At 41.9% G+C, this 20,820-nt stretch carries 18 protein-coding genes and 1 other RNA gene; 14 read left to right on the top strand and 5 right to left on the bottom strand.

Annotated elements, in window-relative coordinates:
* Positions 1-23: 23 nt before the first annotated feature.
* Together rsmI and rnpB are read left to right on the top strand one after the other, a co-directional pair.
* Complete coding sequence (rsmI, locus tag AAEY57_RS06045; RefSeq protein WP_008468384.1) at positions 24-881, top strand: 16S rRNA (cytidine(1402)-2'-O)-methyltransferase; 858 nt, start codon at positions 24-26, stop codon at positions 879-881.
* 42 nt (positions 882-923) lie between these two features.
* Positions 924-1,289, top strand: an RNA gene (gene rnpB, locus AAEY57_RS06040) — RNase P RNA component class A.
* A gap of 214 nt (positions 1,290-1,503) precedes the next feature.
* On the opposite strand, the gene AAEY57_RS06035 is transcribed toward rnpB, so the two are convergent.
* Positions 1,504-2,607 (bottom strand): mechanosensitive ion channel family protein, encoded by a 1,104-nt coding sequence (locus AAEY57_RS06035; RefSeq protein WP_350606925.1) that lies wholly within the window; start codon positions 2,605-2,607, stop codon positions 1,504-1,506.
* A gap of 389 nt (positions 2,608-2,996) precedes the next feature.
* On the opposite strand from AAEY57_RS06035, the gene AAEY57_RS06030 reads away from it, so the two are divergent.
* Complete coding sequence (locus AAEY57_RS06030; RefSeq protein WP_290218327.1) at positions 2,997-3,944, top strand: YihY/virulence factor BrkB family protein; 948 nt, start codon at positions 2,997-2,999, stop codon at positions 3,942-3,944.
* Positions 3,945-3,967: 23 nt separating this feature from the next.
* Here AAEY57_RS06030 and AAEY57_RS06025 read toward each other — a convergent pair whose 3' ends face one another.
* The gene (locus AAEY57_RS06025; protein ID WP_350606923.1) at positions 3,968-6,994 is read right to left on the bottom strand and encodes a bifunctional diguanylate cyclase/phosphodiesterase; all 3,027 of its coding nucleotides are present in this window, start codon (positions 6,992-6,994) and stop codon (positions 3,968-3,970) included.
* A gap of 254 nt (positions 6,995-7,248) precedes the next feature.
* On the opposite strand from AAEY57_RS06025, the gene AAEY57_RS06020 reads away from it, so the two are divergent.
* Entirely contained in the window at positions 7,249-8,094 is an 846-nt protein-coding gene (locus AAEY57_RS06020) for a pirin family protein (protein ID WP_350606921.1), read from the top strand.
* 22 nt (positions 8,095-8,116) lie between these two features.
* On the opposite strand, the gene AAEY57_RS06015 is transcribed toward AAEY57_RS06020, so the two are convergent.
* From AAEY57_RS06015 to AAEY57_RS06005, 3 genes are read right to left on the bottom strand one after another with little or no spacing between them, the layout of a single operon-like run.
* Positions 8,117-8,359, bottom strand: a complete 243-nt coding sequence (locus tag AAEY57_RS06015; RefSeq protein ID WP_350606918.1) for a hypothetical protein — start codon at positions 8,357-8,359, stop codon at positions 8,117-8,119.
* Positions 8,360-8,372: 13 nt separating this feature from the next.
* Positions 8,373-8,813 carry a hypothetical protein gene (locus AAEY57_RS06010; RefSeq protein ID WP_024601209.1) on the bottom strand — a complete coding sequence of 147 codons (441 nt, stop codon included), beginning with the start codon at positions 8,811-8,813 and terminating at the stop codon, positions 8,373-8,375.
* A gap of 5 nt (positions 8,814-8,818) precedes the next feature.
* Complete coding sequence (locus AAEY57_RS06005) at positions 8,819-9,136, bottom strand: hypothetical protein (protein ID WP_013464052.1); 318 nt, start codon at positions 9,134-9,136, stop codon at positions 8,819-8,821.
* Between the two features lie 574 nt (positions 9,137-9,710).
* On the opposite strand from AAEY57_RS06005, the gene mraZ reads away from it, so the two are divergent.
* Genes mraZ through murG form a run of 10 tightly spaced genes read left to right on the top strand, consistent with a single transcriptional unit; the run spans position 9,711 to position 20,785 of the window.
* A complete protein-coding gene (gene mraZ, locus AAEY57_RS06000) occupies positions 9,711-10,169 on the top strand; it encodes a division/cell wall cluster transcriptional repressor MraZ (RefSeq protein ID WP_008110699.1) in 459 nt (152 codons plus the stop codon).
* A 28-nt stretch (positions 10,170-10,197) separates the two neighbouring features.
* Positions 10,198-11,136: a 16S rRNA (cytosine(1402)-N(4))-methyltransferase RsmH gene (rsmH, locus tag AAEY57_RS05995; RefSeq protein ID WP_008110698.1), complete on the top strand. Its 939-nt coding sequence runs from the start codon at positions 10,198-10,200 to the stop codon at positions 11,134-11,136.
* Positions 11,133-11,459, top strand: a complete 327-nt coding sequence (gene ftsL / locus AAEY57_RS05990) for a cell division protein FtsL (protein WP_008110697.1) — start codon at positions 11,133-11,135, stop codon at positions 11,457-11,459. The genes rsmH and ftsL overlap by 4 nt, the downstream gene beginning before the upstream one ends.
* Entirely contained in the window at positions 11,456-13,273 is a 1,818-nt protein-coding gene (locus tag AAEY57_RS05985; protein ID WP_013464053.1) for a peptidoglycan glycosyltransferase FtsI, read from the top strand. The genes ftsL and AAEY57_RS05985 overlap by 4 nt, the downstream gene beginning before the upstream one ends.
* Positions 13,266-14,744, top strand: a complete 1,479-nt coding sequence (murE, locus tag AAEY57_RS05980) for a UDP-N-acetylmuramoyl-L-alanyl-D-glutamate--2,6-diaminopimelate ligase (RefSeq protein ID WP_350606940.1) — start codon at positions 13,266-13,268, stop codon at positions 14,742-14,744. The genes AAEY57_RS05985 and murE overlap by 8 nt, the downstream gene beginning before the upstream one ends.
* Positions 14,741-16,129: a UDP-N-acetylmuramoyl-tripeptide--D-alanyl-D-alanine ligase gene (locus tag AAEY57_RS05975; RefSeq protein ID WP_008110694.1), complete on the top strand. Its 1,389-nt coding sequence runs from the start codon at positions 14,741-14,743 to the stop codon at positions 16,127-16,129. The genes murE and AAEY57_RS05975 overlap by 4 nt, the downstream gene beginning before the upstream one ends.
* On the top strand, positions 16,123-17,205 hold the full coding sequence (mraY, locus tag AAEY57_RS05970; RefSeq protein ID WP_008110692.1) for a phospho-N-acetylmuramoyl-pentapeptide-transferase: 1,083 nt from the start codon (positions 16,123-16,125) through the stop codon (positions 17,203-17,205). The genes AAEY57_RS05975 and mraY overlap by 7 nt, the downstream gene beginning before the upstream one ends.
* Entirely contained in the window at positions 17,206-18,540 is a 1,335-nt protein-coding gene (gene murD, locus AAEY57_RS05965) for a UDP-N-acetylmuramoyl-L-alanine--D-glutamate ligase (protein ID WP_350606911.1), read from the top strand. It abuts the gene before it with no gap.
* Positions 18,537-19,712 (top strand): cell division protein FtsW, encoded by a 1,176-nt coding sequence (gene ftsW, locus AAEY57_RS05960; RefSeq protein ID WP_008465286.1) that lies wholly within the window; start codon positions 18,537-18,539, stop codon positions 19,710-19,712. Before murD ends, ftsW begins: the two co-directional genes overlap by 4 nt.
* Complete coding sequence (murG, locus tag AAEY57_RS05955; protein ID WP_350606908.1) at positions 19,709-20,785, top strand: undecaprenyldiphospho-muramoylpentapeptide beta-N-acetylglucosaminyltransferase; 1,077 nt, start codon at positions 19,709-19,711, stop codon at positions 20,783-20,785. The genes ftsW and murG overlap by 4 nt, the downstream gene beginning before the upstream one ends.
* Positions 20,786-20,820: the final 35 nt, after the last annotated feature.

The raw sequence follows: 20,820 nt of genomic DNA, 5'->3' as shown, positions 1-20,820 counted from the left end.
ACTGACTGACGCAGGAGACCTCAATGTTAAATGAGGAGAATTCACAGAAAATTGGCACTCTTTACGTTGTTGCCACCCCAATCGGCAATTATGACGACTTAAGTCAGCGTGCAATCGCGACATTATCGCAGGTTGACTTAATCGCTGCTGAAGACACTCGCCATACTGGCAAGCTACTCAGCCACTTTGGTATTAAGGCTAAAACCTTTGCGTTACATGACCATAATGAAAAGCAAAAAGCGCAGCAAATTATCGACCAACTTAATCAAGGGTTAAATATTGCATTAGTATCCGATGCCGGCACGCCGCTTATAAGCGACCCTGGTTATGCCGTTGTTAATTTATGCCGTGAGCAGGGCGCACTTGTAACACCTGTACCTGGTGCATGCGCTGCTATTACGGCGGTATGTTGTTCAGGGCTGCCAACCGACCGTTTTCAGTTTGTTGGCTTTACGCCCGCTAAAAGTAAAGCACGCCAAGATTTTTTTATTGATGCGGTTAACTCAAGTATTACCAGTATTATGTATGAAAGTACCCACCGTATTATGGCAAGCTTAGACGATTTAGAAGCAGCGCTAGGTGGTGAGCAGCAAGTGGTATTTGCCAAAGAGCTCACTAAAACATTTGAAACCTTTTTTAATGGCACAGTGACTGAGTTAAAGCAGTTTTTAACTGACGATCCTACTAAACAGCGCGGTGAAATAGTACTCATGCTGCCGGGTAAACCTAAGGTAGTTGACGATATTCCGCCAGAGGCACGCAAAATGTTAGCGCTACTTGAAAACGAAATGCCAATGAAAAAAGCCTGTGGCGTGGTGGCCGATTATTTTGGTATGAAGAAAAACGCGCTGTATAAAACAATTATTGAAGAAAAACAGTAAATGTTTACTGCGTAGTGTGGTGCTCTCATGTATACTGCGCGCCGAGTTAGCCAAGATAATCGCTGCCTGCAACGAAAATGCGCAGGGGGAGGAAAGTCCGGGCTCCACAGGGCAGAGTGCCAGTTAACGGCTGGGGGGCGTGAGCCCACGACAAGTGCAGCAGAGAGAAGACCGCCAATCTTCGGATTGGTAAGGGTGAAAGGGTGCGGTAAGAGCGCACCGGGCCGCTAGTAATAGTCGGTTGCAAGGTAAACTCCACTCGGAGCAAGACCAAATAGGGTTCCTTATGGCGTGGCCCACGTTGGAACCGGGTAGGTTGCTTGAGCCATAGAGCGATTTATGGCCTAGACGAATGATTATCACTTTCTTCGGAAAGGACAGAACCCGGCTTACCGGCTGACTCACTCATTCAATAAAAAAGCTCGCAGTTAACGCTGCGGGCTTTTTTGTGTTTGGAATAAGCTGTCAGGTTGCGGGCGGCGAGCTTCGGGTTGCGGGCTTAAAACCTAAACTCGACGCGAGACTAACTATCGCCTTCAGGCATAAAAAACCTTGTAATGTTAACCGCAAGGCTTTTAAATTTCTCGAACCTCGAACCTCGAACCTCGAACCTCGAACCTCTCTATATAATATTTTTACCTTGCTCTGGGTCGCGTGATTCATCGGCTTGCTCGCGAATATCATCCGTATCACTACTTACATCATCAATACTGTGTTCATGCTCTGTGGTTTTATGTTTTTGAATATGTGATTGCTCGTTAATTTCTTCTGTTGTCTCTGTTTTAGCTTCGCTTGCTATGGGATAAATATCTTCACCTTGGCTATTGAGCAATATACGCTCTCTGGCATTGTCAGGCATGCTTATATTATGTTGCGTAAAACTATTGATTAACTCTCGCATAAGCTGTGAGGCTACTTTTACCGTGCTGTATTGTTCGCCGTTGACCCAAAAGTAAACGGTAAAGTTAATAGTGGCGGAGCCTAAGTTATCAATCAATACTTGGGGAGGTGGATCGCTAAGCACAGAGGTTTGCTGCGATATTATACTAATTGCCAGACTTTGTGCGTCGCGAATGTCATTATCGTAGCCAATACCGATTGAAAAATGACCGCGCATTTTTGGATTAGCGGTTAAGTTTTTAATGGTATTTTTATACACAGTCGCATTGGGTATTTGAATATGATTGCCATCGTAGTCAACTAAAGTGGTTGCCCGTGCAGTTACTTTTTTAACAATACCAATTCTGCCATCAACTTCTATTACATCATCTATTTTAAATGGACGCTGTACACTTAAAAGTAAACTGGCAATAAAGTTCTCAGCTATATCCCGAAAGGCAAAGCCTAAAATAAGCCCAATTAATCCGGTGCCACTCATAATTGCGACCGCGAATTCGGTAAGTCCTGCCAAGCGTAAAAATAGATAAAACCCGAGTAAAATAATTAAGGTGCTAATACCTCGCCTAGCAACTAGATGTACTAATTTACTCTTGGTCATGTAGGTAACAGGCTTTATTAACAAGCGTGATAATGGTGTGGCAATTAAATAACTAATCACCAAAATAACAATCCCTAATAATAAAGTGGGCAGTAATTGCATGAATGTGTGTAGTAATTGCACGCTTTGATCTTTTAAAAAGCTCCAAGAAATTGAGTTTGGCTTAACGGTGTCGATTGCGGGAATAGATGCGTTATTAGCGAGTGTTGCAATTAAAGCACTGAGCATAGAGGTCATCCGTGTTAGGTCGAAGTAATTAGGGTCTGTGTTAAACAATAGCAGCAAGTCTAGGGTCTGTTGACCTTTGCGTATTAATATTTGTTCAAACTAGGGGCAATTTAATCGCGGCGCGAGGTTTGTAACCTAGTGGGCTAAGTAAAAGCCGAGCAACAAAGAGTTAATTGCCCCTAGGCAGAACCCTTCGGGCAGCGCCTGTTTGGCATTAATGCTACGTTATCGCCTATTTATGGGGAGTAACCACACCACTTAGGCTCTGCCTTGCCTAAACACCAAACAGACTGCTGCAAATTTAACCTTGAAAGTTCAACAGACCCTAATACCAAGCAGTATTTGTTTGGCAAACATTTTGCTACTTAATTAGGAAAAGGGAGTTAACTATGAGTGACTTTAAGCGTGGCCAAAGAGCCAAGCAGCCTAACCATATCCCTCTGCGTGGCTGGTGGGATATTACAAGGCGAATAGTAAAACAAATGAGCCGTGATAATTTATCCTTGGTGGCGGCTGGCGTGGCATTTTATGCGTTACTGGCTATTTTTCCCGCCATTGCGGCATTGGTTTCTGTGTATGCTTATTTTGCATCACCGAATGATATTAGTGAGTATTTAAGTCAGTTTATGGCGTTATTACCACAAAGCACTCAAGAAATTATTTTATCTCAAGTTTCAAGTCTTGCGCAAAAGTCACAAACTAGTTTAAGCCTTAGTGCGCTGGGTACTTTACTGTTAACTATCTGGAGTAGCTCTAAGGGCAGCCAAGCGTTGATCACAGCATGTAATATTAGTTATCACGAATACGAAAAACGCTCATTTTTAAAGGCGCAACTTGTGCGTTTGTTATTTTCAGTGGGTGCAATTGTGGTGGCTGTAATAGCACTGGTAATTATAGGTATATTACCGCTAGCGCTTAATTTACTAGGAATTAAAGAGAGTATTGATTTTTTAATCATGCTTATATCATGGCCGTTGCTGGCATTGACCTTTAACTTTGCATTATTAATTTTATACCGTTATGCGCCTCACAGAAAAGCAGCTAAATGGCGCTGGGTTACCGTGGGCTCATTCACCGCCACCGTATTATGGATTGTGGCATCTTTTGGCTTTTCATTTTATGTATCTCATTTTGCTAGTTACAACGAAACATATGGCTCTTTAGGTGGAGTGGTTATTATGCTTATGTGGCTATTTATTAGCGCTTATATCATTATTTTGGGAGCCACAATCAATGCTGCGTTAGAGCAGCAAACCGCTCAAGACAGCACCATTGGACCAGATAAAAAAAGAGGGCAGCGAGGTGCGTATGTAGCAGACCACCTCGACACAAAATAACCAGTATTAGGGCTAAATGACTTTTATTTCAAACTAATTACTTGATTTGTTGTTATCAGCTGCATAAACGAGGCTTTGTGCAGCGGCTTTGAAAACAAATAGCCTTGGCCATAATCACAACCGGCCTCAAGTAATAAATCCATTTGTAATTTTGTTTCTATGCCTTCGGCAATCACTTTTAAACCAAGCTGATGAGCCATCATGATAATTGCTTCACACAAAGCCAGCTCTTGACTGCCTTTTTGAATATTATCAACAAAGCGTTTATCTATTTTTAGGTAGTCGGTATCCATTTCTTGCAAGTAAGCAAGCGATGAATAACCGGTGCCAAAGTCATCAAGGGCCAATTGCATCCCTGACTTAACCAAGGCTTTCAAACGACTTTGGGTAAGTTCTTCAGGGTTAACCATTAAGCCTTCAGTAATTTCGGCCACAATCGCTGAGGCTGGTATATTTGCCGTTGCTAGCATATCGTACCATTCGTCTATGCCGCTATCGACGGTTGCCAATTGCACTGGTGAAACGTTAATGCTTATTTGAAATTCATCTTGAATGTGTTTTTTAATATCATTAAGTGTTTGTAGTGCCTCAGCAAATACAAATTGACCCAGCGCATTTATTTGTCTGGTTTCTTCAGCAAGAGGAATAAAGTCAGCAGGGCTGATCAGGCCTTTTTCTGGGTGTTGCCAACGAATAAGTCCCTCAGCTTTATGAACGTGTAAATCATTAAGCGATACAATAGGCTGATAATATAACTCAAATTGTTCTAGCTCTATAGCTGAGCGAAGCTCTTTGAGTAGTTGCATTCTTGCGTTTGCATCTTCACGCATATCATGTGAGAAAAATTCAAAGCCATTGCGACCGCTATTTTTTGCTTTATACATAGCTTGGTCAGCGGCTTTAAGTAATTGCTCTGGATTTTGGCCATCATCTGGCGCGCAGGCAATACCAATACTGGCACTGATATACACTTTTTCATCTTCAATAAAAATAGTGGAGGCAAGGCTAAGCAAAAGTGATTTTGCCATTTGCTTTATATTATCGCTGCCATGTAAATCACTAAACACAACAACAAACTCATCTCCGCCAATTCGTGCTACAAAGTCAGCCTCTTTGGCCGTTTGCACAATTCGCTCAGATACTAACTTAAGTAATCTATCGCCGTAATGGTGGCCCAATGTGTCGTTAATATCTTTAAAATGATCAATATCTAATAGCATAATGACCAGTTTTTGATCTGCATTGGTCAGGTTTGCGAATCGTTGGTTTAAGCGCTCTTTTAGTTCTAATCGATTAGGCAAGTCGGTTAAATGATCAAAGTGCGCTTGTCGCCAAATTAATTCATCTGCTTGTTTTTTCTCGGTTAGGTCGGTAAAAATAGCAATACGACTAGTCGGGGCTTTATTTTTATCGTAAATAGTATCGATGGTTAACCATTCAACATACAGCTCGCCATTTTTACGACGATTGGTTATTTCACCTTGCCAACGCCCTGTTTTATTGAGCGATTGCCACATGTAATTATAAAACTGCTTATCGTGTTTACCCGATGATAAAATACCCACCGTTTTATTGAGTACTTCTTTTCGAGAATACAAAGTTGTTTCACAAAACGCAGGGTTCACATCATAAATAACCCCATTTTCATCCGTGATTGCCATGCCTTCACTGCTGTTGTTGTAAACTAATGACGCTAAATGCAACGATTCTTGATTTTGCTTTCGTTGCGTGATGTTACTAATAACGATAATAAACTCATCGGCTTTTTTCATTGGGCTAATTTTAGCTTCATAAAACTGATTGTCTTGTTTTTGTTCAAGTTCAACAGTGACAGGGGCGATCAGGGGTATTAAGTACCCTTGCACTTGTTTTAAATTAGCATCAGAGAATAAACACGATAATTTTTTAGGGGGTGTTGAATGGCTATAATTTAACGATTTAATACGTCCACCAGTATCAAGAATATTGCCATTGGCATCTACGCGTAAAAAAGCATCGGGTAATGCATTAAGCAGGCTATTGAGCTCGTCATGCTTATGTTTAAGGCATGCTTCAGCCGTTAAGCGAGTTTCGGCCATGTATTTAAAACGATGGTAAAGTCTATTTAGCTCAGGACTATTGGGCTGCTCATCGTCATGAGGCATATTACCGGCCGCTAAGCGGTTAACCGCCTGCGTTAAACTTTTAATCGGATTTAAAATGCTTTTATTGACCAGTCGTCTGGCCAATACAGCTAAAAGAAGAATAGTAATTAAAAACCCTAAAACCATTTTTACAAAGTTAATATCTATCCGTTCAAGTGTTTTATCTATTGGTTGAGTAATATAAATAGAGAGCTTATTGTCATTGCCATCTCGATAGAGAGTCGTTTGATGAAAAACTCTACGGATACCATCTTTTCCTTTAAAAATGACACCTGCTTGTAAATTATGTTCTAAATCAAACTCTTCCAATTTATAACCTAATCTATCGGCTGAAAAAGGGGAGTTGGCTAAAATAAGATTATTAGAGTCAGTTATGGCGACTCGAACTTCTGTCGGTAAATTCAAGCTATTAAGTGCCGAGCTCCACCAGTCTAAAGCAATTACAGTTACTATCACGCCTTCAATATCATTGTTTTCATTAAGAATAGGGGAAGCAAAGTTAATGCTCTGGGCTTCAAGGCTGCGATCGTGCTGGAAATGGCCAATACTAAACTCTTTACTGGCGAGTGCGTTTTTAAAGTAGGGACGATCACTAACGTTGATATTAGGGGCACCATTATTTGAGGAACAAATTAAATCGCCGTCTTTGTTTACTAAACCAATATTCGCGATATTGCCATTGAGTGCCTTAACATCTAAAAAATACGAAGGGCAGCGAGAAGATAAAGACTTAATGTCTTTCTGCTTTTTTGCTAAAAACTCAGTAATATGCTCTACATCATTAATCATGCTTTGCTGCTTGATAATTAGGTGCTCAGTGATAGAGCGCACTTTTTTCTCGTGCTCTTTAATAGCCGCGTCACGACTAAACCACAAGGTTACTAAAATGACAGCAGCTACAGGCATGCAAATTAGCATAAGTAGTCGATAAAGCTGATGTTTTAATGATGCAGTAAAAATAATCGTATCCAAATAAATATAGGGTAAAACTCTGACCAATAATTCTACTATAAATAACCTTTAATGTACTAAGGTTATATCGCAAATATTAAATTTATTTTTATTGTATATAACTGAAATTTATTAATTAATTTTCGGGTAGAGTCATAATAATAAATTAATATTTTATACTTTTACTTAACCTATTTTAGGCAAAAAAAATGAAAATAACCAAAGTACTAACTGCTTATGCTACCCAAGATGGGGATGGTGTTAATATTCGTCGTATTCCAGGATTTGATGGTAAATATTTAGATCCATTTTTAATGATAGATGAGCTTAAATCTGACGATGAAAGTGATTATATTGGTGGCTTTCCTCCTCATCCTCATAGGGGGATCGAAACCTTTACCTATATTTTAAAAGGCGGGTTTGAACATCAAGACCAAATGGGTAACAAAAAGGCGATTCGTGCGGGTGACGTACAATGGATGAGTACCGGTAGCGGTGTTATGCACAGTGAAATGCCCCTTGCCGATGCTGAACAAGGCTTACATGGTTTTCAAATTTGGCTCAATATGCCAAGTGCTCAAAAAATGCGTGAGCCTCAATACCAAGATACCACAGAGCAACCAGTACCGAGTTTTACTAATCAACAAGGTGTTTCACTTAAAGCCTTAGCAGGTACATGGCAATTTGAATCACACCAATTGGCTGCAAGCTTACAAAATTTAGCTGCTAATGGTGCTATAGCTGATGTAGCTTTGCCTGCGGGTGAAGGGCTTAATTTACCGGCTTTAAAACAGCAAAAAGTAATGATTTATATTCATACAGGCTCATTAATATCTCAGACCGGTGACGTATTTAATGCGGGTAATTTGCTTATATTAGAACCATTGAGTGACATTGCATTGCAGGCAAAGAAAACGGCGGGGGTCCTTATTTTAGCAGGCGATCCACTTAACCAGCCAATTGCGCACATGGGACCTTTTGTAATGACCACCGAGGCTGAAATTCGCCAGGCTGTTAGCGATTATCAAAATGGTTTTTTTGGCTCATTGTCGTGATGAATCGATGCGGGAATGACTTTTAAGCAAGTAGCTTTAATAACCAAGTGTATTTTTTTATCGTGTTAGCATCACCTTTAGCAGACTCAACTACAGCGCCAGCTGCAAACGCACTGGCGAGCCCCACTTTTGTTGCTGCAAAGCGTTTGGCTCTGTATTTTATAGCTGCAAGATGCTGACGTTTTAGTTCTGATCGCATAACAACTTCTTTATCTAGCTGTTGCACGCGAGTGTTCGGTGAATTGATCAAATAATTGATTAACATAATTGTGTTTGCCTCATAATTTAAGCAGCTGCTTTAGACTATTTAGCGTTTTAGTAAAGCCAATTTTTTTGCTTAGATAAACGGCGTTTCGCCACAGCCAAACTAAGCATAAAATTTGTAGGCTGATCACCACTGCAATGCTCAGCCAGATAGAGCTAAACAGATCAAAGGTGGCAAAGCCTACAATACCTAAAAACCCCACCCACAGTAACACCAAGCCACTGGCAAAACATCCTAGTAGAATGGTGATCAGTGCTAAGGATCTTAGCGATAGCTTCCACTCTGCTATTGCCAGCTGATGTGTCAACTTTCCTTGTTGATGATAATCATCCTTGAGCTGCGCTGCATAGTCAGCAAGCTTAGCAACGTGATCTTGCCAGTCATCGGCGTGTTTTGCCGATGACGGCGAATCTGTCCCTTGTGATTCACTTGGTGTTGAGTGTTGGTTTTGCATTAGTATTACTTACGACGAAACAGTGCTGTAACTAACATACCAGCAGCAAACGCCAGACCCGCCGTTGCTAATGGGTTTTCTGATGCGAGTTGACGCGTTTTAGACGAACACTCTGCTAGTTTCTCACGAGCGGCTAACTGCTTTTCATTAAGCGTTTCAGCTGAGCTGCTTGCGCCTTTACGAACACCATTTTCAGCTACCGCCGCTTTACTTGATAATGCATCAACTGCGTCATGCGCTGCTGATGTCGCTTTATCTGTTAGCGGTGCTTCAATCTCTTGTTTTGCATCAATAGGAGTTTTGCTCTTCGTTGCCGTAGCCATAATCAATCCTTAATAGTTTTTTAAAAGTAATTATTTAGATGCAATGATTAAACCAGTCTTTAACCTGTTGTTTTATATGAATTGTATTTTATTTACGAATTTTGAGTGGGTTTATAACTGTAACTATTGCGACAACAGTTTGTAATTTTTACAAACTAGGACGTGTTGAGCATTCGAGATTGATTTTTTCTTTGTCCACTCGGTTACAAACCTCGCGACACGATTAAACCGCATCTAGTTTGAACAGACTCTAATTCACAAAGGTCAGCAGGGCTCAAATAAATTGTAATTATTCACTGTTTATTCATTAAGCAAATAATGCCAACAAGCTAATAAAAAGAACGATAAAAAATTTTTTACTGGCTGATAAGATTTTTTATTAAACAATTCAACCGCTTTAATCGGAGCCTTATTTTTTCAGGCTTCGCGGGGTGCTAAAGCTGGGTGACTTACTTGACAAAAAGGCTTGTCAAGCCCTAAACTGGAGCACTGTGGTAAAAAGTGGTGTTTAGTGGATCAAACTGGATCGGGTTAATCAAAAAGTTGATTAAAATAAATTTACAATAGGCTTTTTATGTTTCGTGGCGCAAGTTCACTGAGTTTGGATGATAAAGGACGTTTTGCGGTACCGACAAAGTACCGAGATACGCTATTGTCTGAAGATCAGGGAACGGTAATTTGCACCGTTGCACTCAATGAGCCTTGCCTTTGGTTATACCCTCTTGCTGAATGGTTAGAAATAGAAAGCCGTTTAGCAAAAATATCCAATATGAATCCCAGAGCACGACGGATGCAACGTATGTTGTTAGGTAATGCGACAGAGTATCAGCTTGATAAAAACGGTCGAATTTTGTTGGCGCCTTCATTGCGCTCACATGCAGAACTTGGCAAAAAAATTATGCTGGTGGGTTTAATGAATAAATTTGAAATTTGGGATGAGGCGCGTTGGCACGAGCAAATGCGCCAAGACACTGAGCTTGAAAGGCTCGGTGATTTTGAACCGAATGACGATTTAGATAACTTCACCCTCTAGCAGCAAAATAAAAGGCAAATAACAGCTAATGACAGCGCAATTTGAACACGTATCCGTATTAATGGACGAAACCATAGATGCACTTGCAATTAAGCCAGACGGCATATACATGGATGGTACCTTTGGACGTGGCGGACATTCAGGGCAAATATTAGCGCGCTTAGGTGAAAGCGGTCGTTTGCAGGCCATTGACCAAGATCCACAAGCGATAAAGTCTGCTGAAAAGTTTGCTGATGATCCACGTTTTTCAATTGCTCATTCTCGTTTTTCAAAGTTATACGAGGTAGCTGAGCAAAACGATCTTATTGGTCAGGTTGATGGCATTTTACTTGATATTGGTGTGTCTTCACCGCAGCTAGATGACGCAGCGCGTGGCTTTAGCTTTATGAAAGATGGTCCGCTCGATATGAGAATGGATCCAAGTACAGGTCGCAGCGCAGCGCAGTGGTTAGCTGAGGCTGAATTAGATGACATTACTCATGTGATCAAAAAGCTAGGTGAAGAAAAATTTGGTAAGCGCATTGCGCACAAAATTTTAGAAGTGCGTGAACACACGCCAATCACTACTACTAAGCAGCTCGCTGATTTAGTCGATGAAGCCGTACCGGTGAAAGATAAGTTTAAACACCCTGCAACGCGGACTTTTCAGGCTATTCGTATTTATATCAATAGCGAATTAGAGGAAATTCAAACGGCATTACAAGCGGCGATTAAAGTTCTTAAGCCGGGTGGTCGCTTAGTGGTTATTTCGTTTCATTCTTTAGAAGATCGCATTGTTAAACAATTTATTAAAAAACAGAGTAAGGGAGAAGCGATACCCAGAGGTCTGCCTTTAACCGACGCACAAATAAATAAAAATCTGACGTTAAAAGCAGTGGGTAAAGCTATTAAACCAAGTGCTGATGAAGTGGCGCGTAATCCACGCTCTCGCAGCTCAGTGCTAAGGATCGCACAGAGGTTGGGATGAGTAAAAAAGCGAGCTATCGCCAACCCAATTTATTTCTTGAAATAATTAAAGGCCTAGGTGCGAACAAGATCACCTTGGCCTTGTTGGTTGTGATATTCGCATCAAGCTTGAGTGTGGTGCAAGTAACTCATCTCTCTCGAGCGCAATTAATTGAGCAAGATTCGTTGCTTCAAGAGCGTGACGAATTGGATTTAGAATGGCGTTATTTTTTAGTGGAAGAAGAGTTTTATTCACAACATGCGCGCATTGAAGAAGTGGCAACGTCACAACTCGAAATGAAGCGGCCAACCAGCCAAGATGAGCAGGTAATTATATTACAATGAGAATGCGAGGCAAAAAACCAGTCAATAACCTAATAGCATGGCGCTTTATTTTAGTGTGCGCGGTGATTTTTTTAGTGTTTGTGACCTTGGTATCGCGTGCTGCGTACTTGCAAGTAATTGAACCTGATAAAGCGCGCTCTGAAAGCGATAAACGTACGGTACGGATTGAAAAACTGCATGTGCAACGCGGGATGATTTTCGATCGTAACGGTAAAGAGCTTGCCGTTAGTGTGCCTGTGGTAAGCGTGTATGCGGATCCTAAAGCCCTGCATAAATCACTGGTTAGTAAAGTACTTAGGCAAGCACGCAAAAACGGTGAAGATCAGCAAACGCTTCGTGAAAATGTTGCTGAGTTAAATAAGCGTACCGCCCTGTATTATAAAAATGATTTACGCTGGCGTGAATTGGCTGATGTGTTGCGCATTGAGCCTAGTAAAATTAACACGCGATTACTTGATGATCCTACTCGTCGCTTTGTGTATTTAAAACGCCAAGTGACTCCCGCTGTGGCTAATTACATCGGTGATTTACGCCTACCTGGTATTCATTTATTGGATGAATCAAAACGTTATTACCCTGCTGGTGAAGTAAGCGCACATGTTATTGGGTTTACCAATATTGATGGTAAAGGCATTGAGGGCATAGAAAAGCTTTATGAAAACGCGTTAACCGGTGAAGAAGGTCGCCGTACCATTCGCAAAGATGCGCAAGGGCGTGAAGTTGAAGTGCTTGATGAACGCGAGCGAGTAGAGCCTGAAAGCATTCAACTAAGTATTGATCAGCGAATTCAAGCCATTGCCTATAAAGCAGTTAAATCAGCGGTATTAACTTATAAAGCGACCTCAGGTTCTGCCATGGTAGTAGATGTTAAAACCGGTGAAGTCTTGGCCATGGTCAATAGCCCATCATTTAATCCTAACAACTTAAGCGGGGCGGCTCCTCATAAACGTCGTAACCGCGCTATTACCGATTTGTTTGAACCCGGCTCAACTGTTAAGCCTCTAGCCATTTTAGCTGGATTAGACTACGGCACAATCCAACCGGATGACAAAGTTGATACCTACCCAGGCTGGATGCGCTTAGGGGGCAGCTTAGTACAAGATACCCGTAATCATGGCGAAATGACGCTGCGCGAAATTTTAAAATACTCCAGTAATATGGGAGTAACCAAAATAAGCCAAACAGTACCCAAAGAGTACTTTGTGGGCCTGTATCAAAAAGTGGGGTTTGGCAGTGATAGTGGTACTGGCATGGTAGGCGAAAGTAGTGGCTTATTTTACCCTAATCGCCGTTGGTCAGATCATGAAATTGCAGCGCTCTCGTTTGGTTACAATATTGCCGTGAGTACCGCGCAAATGGCACGTTTTTACGCCATGTTAGGGGCAGGCGGGGTTAATCGTCCGCTTACTGTACTAAAACAAGATTCTATACCTGAAGGTGAGCGTGTCTTTCAACAAGAAGATGTTGAAGCCGTTGTACACATGATGGAAAGCGTATTTGAAGAAGGCGGTACCGCACGCCGCGTTAAAGTGGATGGTTACCGCGCTGCTGGTAAAACAGGCACCTCTAAAAAAGCCGCCGCAGGGGGCTATGGTGACGAATATGTAGGTTATTTTGCGGGCATTGCTCCTGCGAGTAACCCGCGATTAGCCGTTGTGGTATTAATCAACGAGCCCGGTGGAGATGTTTATTATGGCGGCGCAACAGCAGGTCCAGCGTTTGCAGAAATAATCTCTAATTCATTAAGAATTTTAAACGTTGCCCCAGACAAAGACTCGGTGGCATACGTGAAGGGCAAAGATGATGGTGCGTGATTTACACACAATTTTAAAACATTTAGAAATAGATGCAGCACGTTTAATGGTAAACGAGCTGCGTTTAGATAGCCGCGATGTAAAACCAGGTGATGTGTTTGTGGCGATAAAAGGGCACCAGTTAGATGGTGGGCACTTTATTAGTAAAGCAATTGAAAATGGTGCCAGTGCAATTATTGCCGACAGACTGTGTGAATTTGAAAGTGATTTTGAGCCGCTTTATTTAGTCTCAGAATTGAATAAGAAACTGCCTGTATTGGCGAGTCAATTTTACCAACAACCGAGCAAGCACTTAGATTTAGTTGGCGTAACGGGCACCAATGGTAAATCGACTACCACAGCAATGATTGCTCATTTAGCGCAATTTTGTCATACCCAAGCCGCTATTATTGGTACCTTAGGTTACGGCCATCCAGATAACTTAACACCACTGCAAAATACTACGCCTTCAGCAGTCGATTTACAGCGTATTTTAAGCGACTTAAAAAATGAGCAACACCAATTGGTTGCTATGGAAGTGTCATCGCATGGTTTGGTACAGCACCGTGTTGATCAATGCTATTTTAAAGCCGCAGTGTTTACTAACTTGTCGCGCGATCACTTAGATTACCATGGCGATATGCAAAGCTACGGTGATGCTAAATTGATGCTGTTTCGTGATTTTGATGCTGATCATGTCATTCTTAATCAAGATGACAGACAAGCAGAACAATGGATTGAAAAATACAGCTTTAATAGTCTTATTTGTTATGGCCGTAAAAACTTAGCCCCTAAAAATTCACAGTTTGTATATTTTTCAGATGTTCAGTATTCAGCAACCGGTATTTCGGCGCAATTAACTACTAGCTGGGGTGATGTTGCCATAAAATCACCGCTGTTTGGTGAATTTAACCTTTATAATCTAACGGCTGCGTTAGCAACGCTATTAGCGCTAGGCTATCCATTAACACAGTTAGTAGCAGGATGTGAGTATTTACAGCCGGTAGCCGGCAGGATGCAAGCATTTACAGCGCCAAGTATGCCTACTTGCGTTGTTGATTACGCGCATACGCCAGATGCGTTGGCTTTAGCGTTACAAGCGCTGCAGCAACATGTACCAGGTGGAGTTAGTTGTGTGTTTGGTTGTGGCGGCGACAGAGATAAAGGAAAGCGTGTACTAATGGCACAAGCTGCTGAGCAGTTTGCAGACAAAGTGATCATTACCAGTGATAACCCACGCTCTGAAGACCCTAAGGTAATTATTAATGATGTAGCTGCGGGATTAGAGCATCCAGAAAACGCTCATTTAGAGGCCGATCGCGGTGCCGCGATACAATTTGCTATAGATAACGCAAAAGCCGGTGAGGTTATTTTAATTGCCGGTAAAGGGCATGAAGACTATCAAATTATAGGCGATACACGCATCGATTTTTGCGACCGCCAATTTGTACAACAACAATTAAAAAAAGCAGTAAGAGGGTCTCAAGCATGATCCCAATGGATTTTGATTGGCTAGCTAATGTGCTAGCAACCGATTATCAAGGTGATAATCGCAAGGTGATAAATATAAACACCGATACCCGTACTTTGTGTGATGGTGAAGTGTTTTTGGCGCTTAAGGGCCCAAATTTTGATGGCCATAAATTTATTGAACAAGCAAAACAAAAAGGCGCTATAGGCGTGATTGTCGATCACGCTGTTGATACCGATATTGCTCAATTTGTAGTTGCCGATACCCGTATTGCATTAGGCACAATTGGTACAGCAGTGATGGCGCAAGTTGCACCTAAAACTATCGCTATTACTGGCAGTGTAGGTAAAACAACAGTTAAAGAAATGTGTGCCGCTATTTTATCAAGTAAAGGGGATGTATTAGCCACTAAAGGTAATTTTAACAACGACATTGGCGTACCGTTAACTTTACTCAGATTAGAGCCACAACATCGCTTTGCGGTTATTGAATTAGGCGCTAACCACATAGGTGAAATTGCGTACACCACCGCGATGACCAAACCGGATGTAGCTGTGGTATGTAATGTTGCTGCTGCCCACTTGGAAGGCTTTGGTAGCCTGCAAGGTGTGGCACAAGCAAAAGGTGAAATTTACGACGGATTAAAAGAGGATGGTATCGCCATCGTCAATTGCGATAGTGACTTTAGTCAATATTGGCTTGATAAGTTAGCAACGCGCAATATTAAATGTTTTTCGAGTAGTGAAAAGCTCGATATTTGGGCTGAAGACATCAGCCTAGATGCACAAGCTCGCGCAAGCTTTACTTTGTGCACCAAGCAACACAGTGTGCCGGTTAAGTTAGCACTGCCAGGTAAACATAATATTAGTAACGCGCTTATTGCTGCGGCGTTAACAAGTGAGTTTGACGTGTCACTTGAGGACATTGCCAGCGCGTTAGCGACCATGGGTGAAGTTAAAGGACGGGTTAACCTAATTGAAGCCAGTGATTCACTCACCATTATCGATGATACATACAATGCCAACGTAAAGTCGGTGAAAGCTGCGATTGATTTACTTAGTGATATTCAAGGTCATCGTATTTTGGCACTCGGTGATATGGGTGAACTTGGCGAAGATGCCCGTAAATATCATCAAGAAGTCGGTGAATACGCATTAGCGCAAGGCATTGATGAGTTATTTACACTCGGAGTATTAAGTAAATGTGCCAGTGATGTATTTGGGCTGCCAAATCGCCATTTCTCTAATCGTGAGCAAATGCTGCAGCAAATTCAAAACAGCATTAGCAAAGTAGATAAAAAAATTACCCTTGTCGTGAAAGGATCACGCAGTTCTCGCATGGAGCTTTTAGTAACCGATTTAGTTAATGGCCAGCAACAAGCCATCAATGGAGTATCATCATGTTAGTTTGGCTGGCTGAGTATTTAACTCAATATTATAGTGGCTTTAATGTTTTTTCGTATTTAACCCTGCGTGCCATTTTAGGTATTTTAACCGCATTGATGATGTCGTTGTATTTTGGTCCTAAGTTAATTCGTGCGTTGCAACGCATGCAAATAGGGCAAACAGTACGTGATGATGGTCCGCAATCGCACCTATCTAAATCGGGTACCCCGACCATGGGTGGCTTACTTATTTTAGGAGCTATTTTTACCAGCACATTATTATGGGCAGACTTGTCTAATAAATACGTATGGGCCACTTTATTTGTAATTGGCTCATTAGGTATTGTGGGCTTTATTGATGATTACCGTAAGGTGATCCGCAAAGATCCAAAAGGACTTATTGCAAAGTGGAAATACTTTTGGCAATCGGTAATTGCACTGGTTGTAGCCACTGCGCTTTACATGAGCAGCACACAAGCGACAGAAACATCTCTTGTTGTGCCATTTTTTAAAGATGTACTGCCACAGCTGGGGCTGTTTTATATCGTGATCACCTACTTTGCGTTGGTGGGCACGTCAAACGCGGTTAATTTAACCGACGGTCTAGACGGTTTAGCCATTGTACCTACTATTTTAGTGGCTGCAGCACTGGCCATTATTGCTTACTTAACGGGTAATATTAATTTTTCGGCTTATTTGCATATTCCGCATTTACCACTGGCGAGTGAGTTGGTTGTGGTATGTACCGCTATTGTAGGGGCTGGGTTAGGTTTTTTATGGTTTAACACGTATCCGGCGCAAGTATTTATGGGCGATGTAGGCTCATTAGCACTGGGTGGTGCATTGGGGATTATTGCCGTGCTTGTTCGCCAAGAGCTGTTACTGATTATTATGGGGGGCGTGTTTGTAATGGAAGCGCTATCGGTAATTTTACAAGTTGGCTCTTACAAATTACGTGGGCAACGCATTTTTAGAATGGCGCCTATTCATCACCATTACGAACTTAAAGGTTGGCCGGAGCCACGCGTTATTGTGCGCTTTTGGATAATTTCTATTGTGCTGGTACTCGCTGGCCTTGCGACATTAAAGATCCGATAAATGCAGTATTTAAACGAGATAAAAAATAAACACATAACAGTGCTCGGACTCGGTGTAACCGGTCTGGGCATTGTGCGTTTTTTATTATCTCAATCAATACAGCCTTATGTGGTCGATAGCAGAGAGAATCCGCCAGGTGTTGATTGGCTCAATCAGCACGCACCTCAATTAAAAACTCACTTTGGTGACTTAGAAAATGCGGCGCTCAGTGCTTGCGATATGATTATTATTAGTCCTGGGCTGAGCTTAAAAACACCAGCAATTGTTAAGGCAATTAACGCAGGCGTTAAAGTGATTGGTGATGTTGAGTTATTTGCGCGCATTAATAGCAAACCAGTCGTTGCTGTAACCGGCTCTAATGGTAAATCAACCGTAGTAACACTTGCCTACGAAGTATTAAAAACCGCAGGTTACAAGGTGGCACTCGGTGGCAACATTGGCACAGCGGTACTGGATTTGCTTGACGGTGACTTTGATGTATTTGTATTAGAGCTATCGAGTTTTCAGCTTGATACCACACGCAGCCTAAAAACCACCAGTGCAACCGTGCTTAATATTTCAGAAGATCATCTCGATCGTTATGATAGTTACCAAGCCTATATAGATTCAAAATTAAGTATTTATAACGGTGCTGAACACTTAGTGATTAATGCTGACGATAAGCAAACACACCCTGTGAGTCGCACGTTAGCACCACAACTGAGTTTTGGTGAAACACAAGGCAATTACCACTTAGCACAGCACAATAACGAAGCGCACTTTATGGTAAAGGACGAAGCTTATTTACCAGTAAGTGCTTTAGCCGTTGTGGGTAAGCATAACTATTTAAATACGTTGGCAGTGATGGCATTACTCAGCCCATTTGCAATTACTAAGGCGCACTACAAAACCGCATTATCTCAATTTAATGGCTTAGCGCACCGTTGTCAGTTTGTGGGTGAGTTTAATGGCGTTAAATACTTTAACGACTCTAAAGCCACCAACGTAGGCGCAACAGTGGCGGCAATAGATAGTTTAACGGGTAAGCACGAAAACCTAGTGGTGATTGCTGGTGGTGATGCTAAAGGTGCTGATTTAGAGGTGTTAAAGCCTTATATTGAAAAGCATGTAAAAGCGCTGATTTGTTTTGGTAAAGATGCCAAAGATTTAGTGGCACTCAGTGCTAAAGGTCATTTAACCAATAATATGTCTGAGGCTGTGGCGCTTGCAAAGCAATTAAGTAAATCGGGCGATACCGTTTTACTCGCACCTGCCTGTGCCAGCATTGATATGTATAACAATTATATGCAACGCGGCGATGATTTTGTGCAATGTGTATTGCAGGGGCAGTCATGATTGCTTTTGCGGATATTAAAGAGGCTCTCACCCCTAAACCTTCAGCGCAGCTTTATGATGTGCCACTGCTTTATTGCATGCTAATGCTGATTGGTGTGGGCTTTGTGATGGTAACCAGTGCCTCAATGCCGACAGCCGATAGACTGTTTGGTAATATTTATCATTTTACTATCCGCCATGGCATTTTTTTAGGGCTATCGTTTTGTTTATTTTGCATTAGTACTCAAGTACCTATGTCGTGGTGGAAAAAAGCTAACCCCTATTTATTACTAATCGGTTTAGTACTGTTATTAGTGGTACTTATTGTAGGACGTGAAGTCAATGGTTCAACCCGCTGGATACCCGTAGGACCGTTTAATATTCAAGCCTCGGAGCTAGCTAAGTTGTTCTTCTTTAGTTATATCGCAGGCTACTTAGTACGTAAGCGCAATGAAGTTCAAGAAAACATAAAAGGCTTTGCTAAACCCATAGCGGTATTTGCAGTTTATGCAGCACTTATTTTAATGCAGCCCGATTTAGGGACTGTGGTGGTGATGTTTGTTACTACGGTTGGTTTGTTGTTTTTAGCCGGTGCCAAGCTTTGGCAGTTTTTTGCACTTATTTTAACCGGTATTGCGCTAGTGGTTGGGCTTATTGTGTTAGAGCCATATCGTATGGCGCGTGTGGTTGGCTTTTTAGAACCTTGGGATGACCCTTTTGGCAAAGGCTACCAATTAGTGCAATCACTAATGGCTTATAGTCAAGGCGATTGGTTTGGCCAAGGCCTAGGAAACAGCGTACAAAAATTACAATATTTACCAGAAGCGCACACCGACTTTATTTTTGCTGTTATTGCTGAAGAGTTAGGTTTTATGGGGGTGCTGAGCATTTTAATGGTACTGGGTACTTTAGTATTTAGAGCTTTACTCATTGGCCAAAACGCGCTTAAAAACGGCAAAGAATATGAAGGCTACTTAGCCTTAGCAATTGGTATTTGGTTTGCGTTTCAAACCATGGTGAATGTGGGCGCCAGTGCCGGTATTTTACCAACCAAAGGATTAACCTTGCCGTTTATTTCTTATGGTGGCTCAAGTTTATTAATGATGACCATAGCAACCGGTATTTTATTACGTGTAGATTTTGAGACCAAGATGGCAACGAAACAAGCCACGTCAGGTGGAGCTAAGCGATGAGTAAAAAAATAGTCGTTGTAGCAGGGGGCACAGGTGGACATATTTTTCCAGGGATTGCCGTTGCTGATTATCTCAAACAGCAAGGTTGGCAAGTTAGCTGGATAGGCACCCCAGATAGAATGGAAGCCAGTGTCGTGCCCAAGCACAACATAGAAATTGATTTTATTGATGTAAAAGGCGTGCGAGGGAATGGTTTAAAACGCCTTATTAAAGCGCCATTCATGGTTATTAATGCAATATTGCAAGCGCGTAAGGTATTAAAACAACAACGCCCTGACGTCGTTTTAGCAATGGGGGGGTATGTAACTGGCCCAACAGGTATTGCGGCAAAAAGCCTAGGTATTCCTTTGGTGATTCACGAACAAAATGCCGTAGCAGGCATGAGTAATAGGTGGTTGGCTAAATGTGCTAATCGCGTGTTAGCGGCTTTCCCCAGTGCTTTTGCCAGTGGAAAGGCTGAGCTGGTGGGTAACCCTGTGCGTCAGAGTGTGGTTGATATACCTAAGCGGGAAGTATCAAGCCCAATCAATATGCTTGTTGTGGGTGGCTCGTTAGGTGCGCAAGTACTCAACCAAACACTGCCAGAAGCATTTAAGCGCTTGAATGATACTTGTGCCATTAATATTTGGCATCAAACCGGTAAAGGGCACCTTGCTAGTGTAAGTGAAAGTTACCAGCAGCAACAAATGGGCAATGAGCAAGTGACCGTTGCTGAATTTATTGATGATATGGATACTGCTTATAGCTGGGCAGATATTGTGATTTGTCGTGCGGGTGCGCTTACGGTAAGTGAAATTGCCGCAGCGGGTAAAATGGCGGTATTTGTGCCGTTTCCACACGCGGTTGATGATCATCAAACAGCCAATGCACAGTATTTAGTAATGGCAGAGGGGGCGTTATTAATGCCACAGGGGCAATTTAATAAGCGCAGTATTGTTGAACTTTTAAGCCCCTATTTAGCCGAACCTTTATTAATAACTAAAATGGCTGGCAAAGCAAAACAGCAGGCTATTTTAGATGCCACAGCAAGCGTAGCGATGCACTGTGAGCAAGTAACAAATAAGAGAACATAAGTGAAACAGACATTAGCAAAAGAAAAATATACACG

The organism is Pseudoalteromonas sp. MER144-MNA-CIBAN-0113 (genome assembly GCF_040308965.1).
Taxonomy (GTDB): domain Bacteria; phylum Pseudomonadota; class Gammaproteobacteria; order Enterobacterales; family Alteromonadaceae; genus Pseudoalteromonas; species Pseudoalteromonas tetraodonis.
Note: the sequence above shows the minus strand (reverse complement) of the source record. Positions and strands in the feature narration are given on the sequence as shown.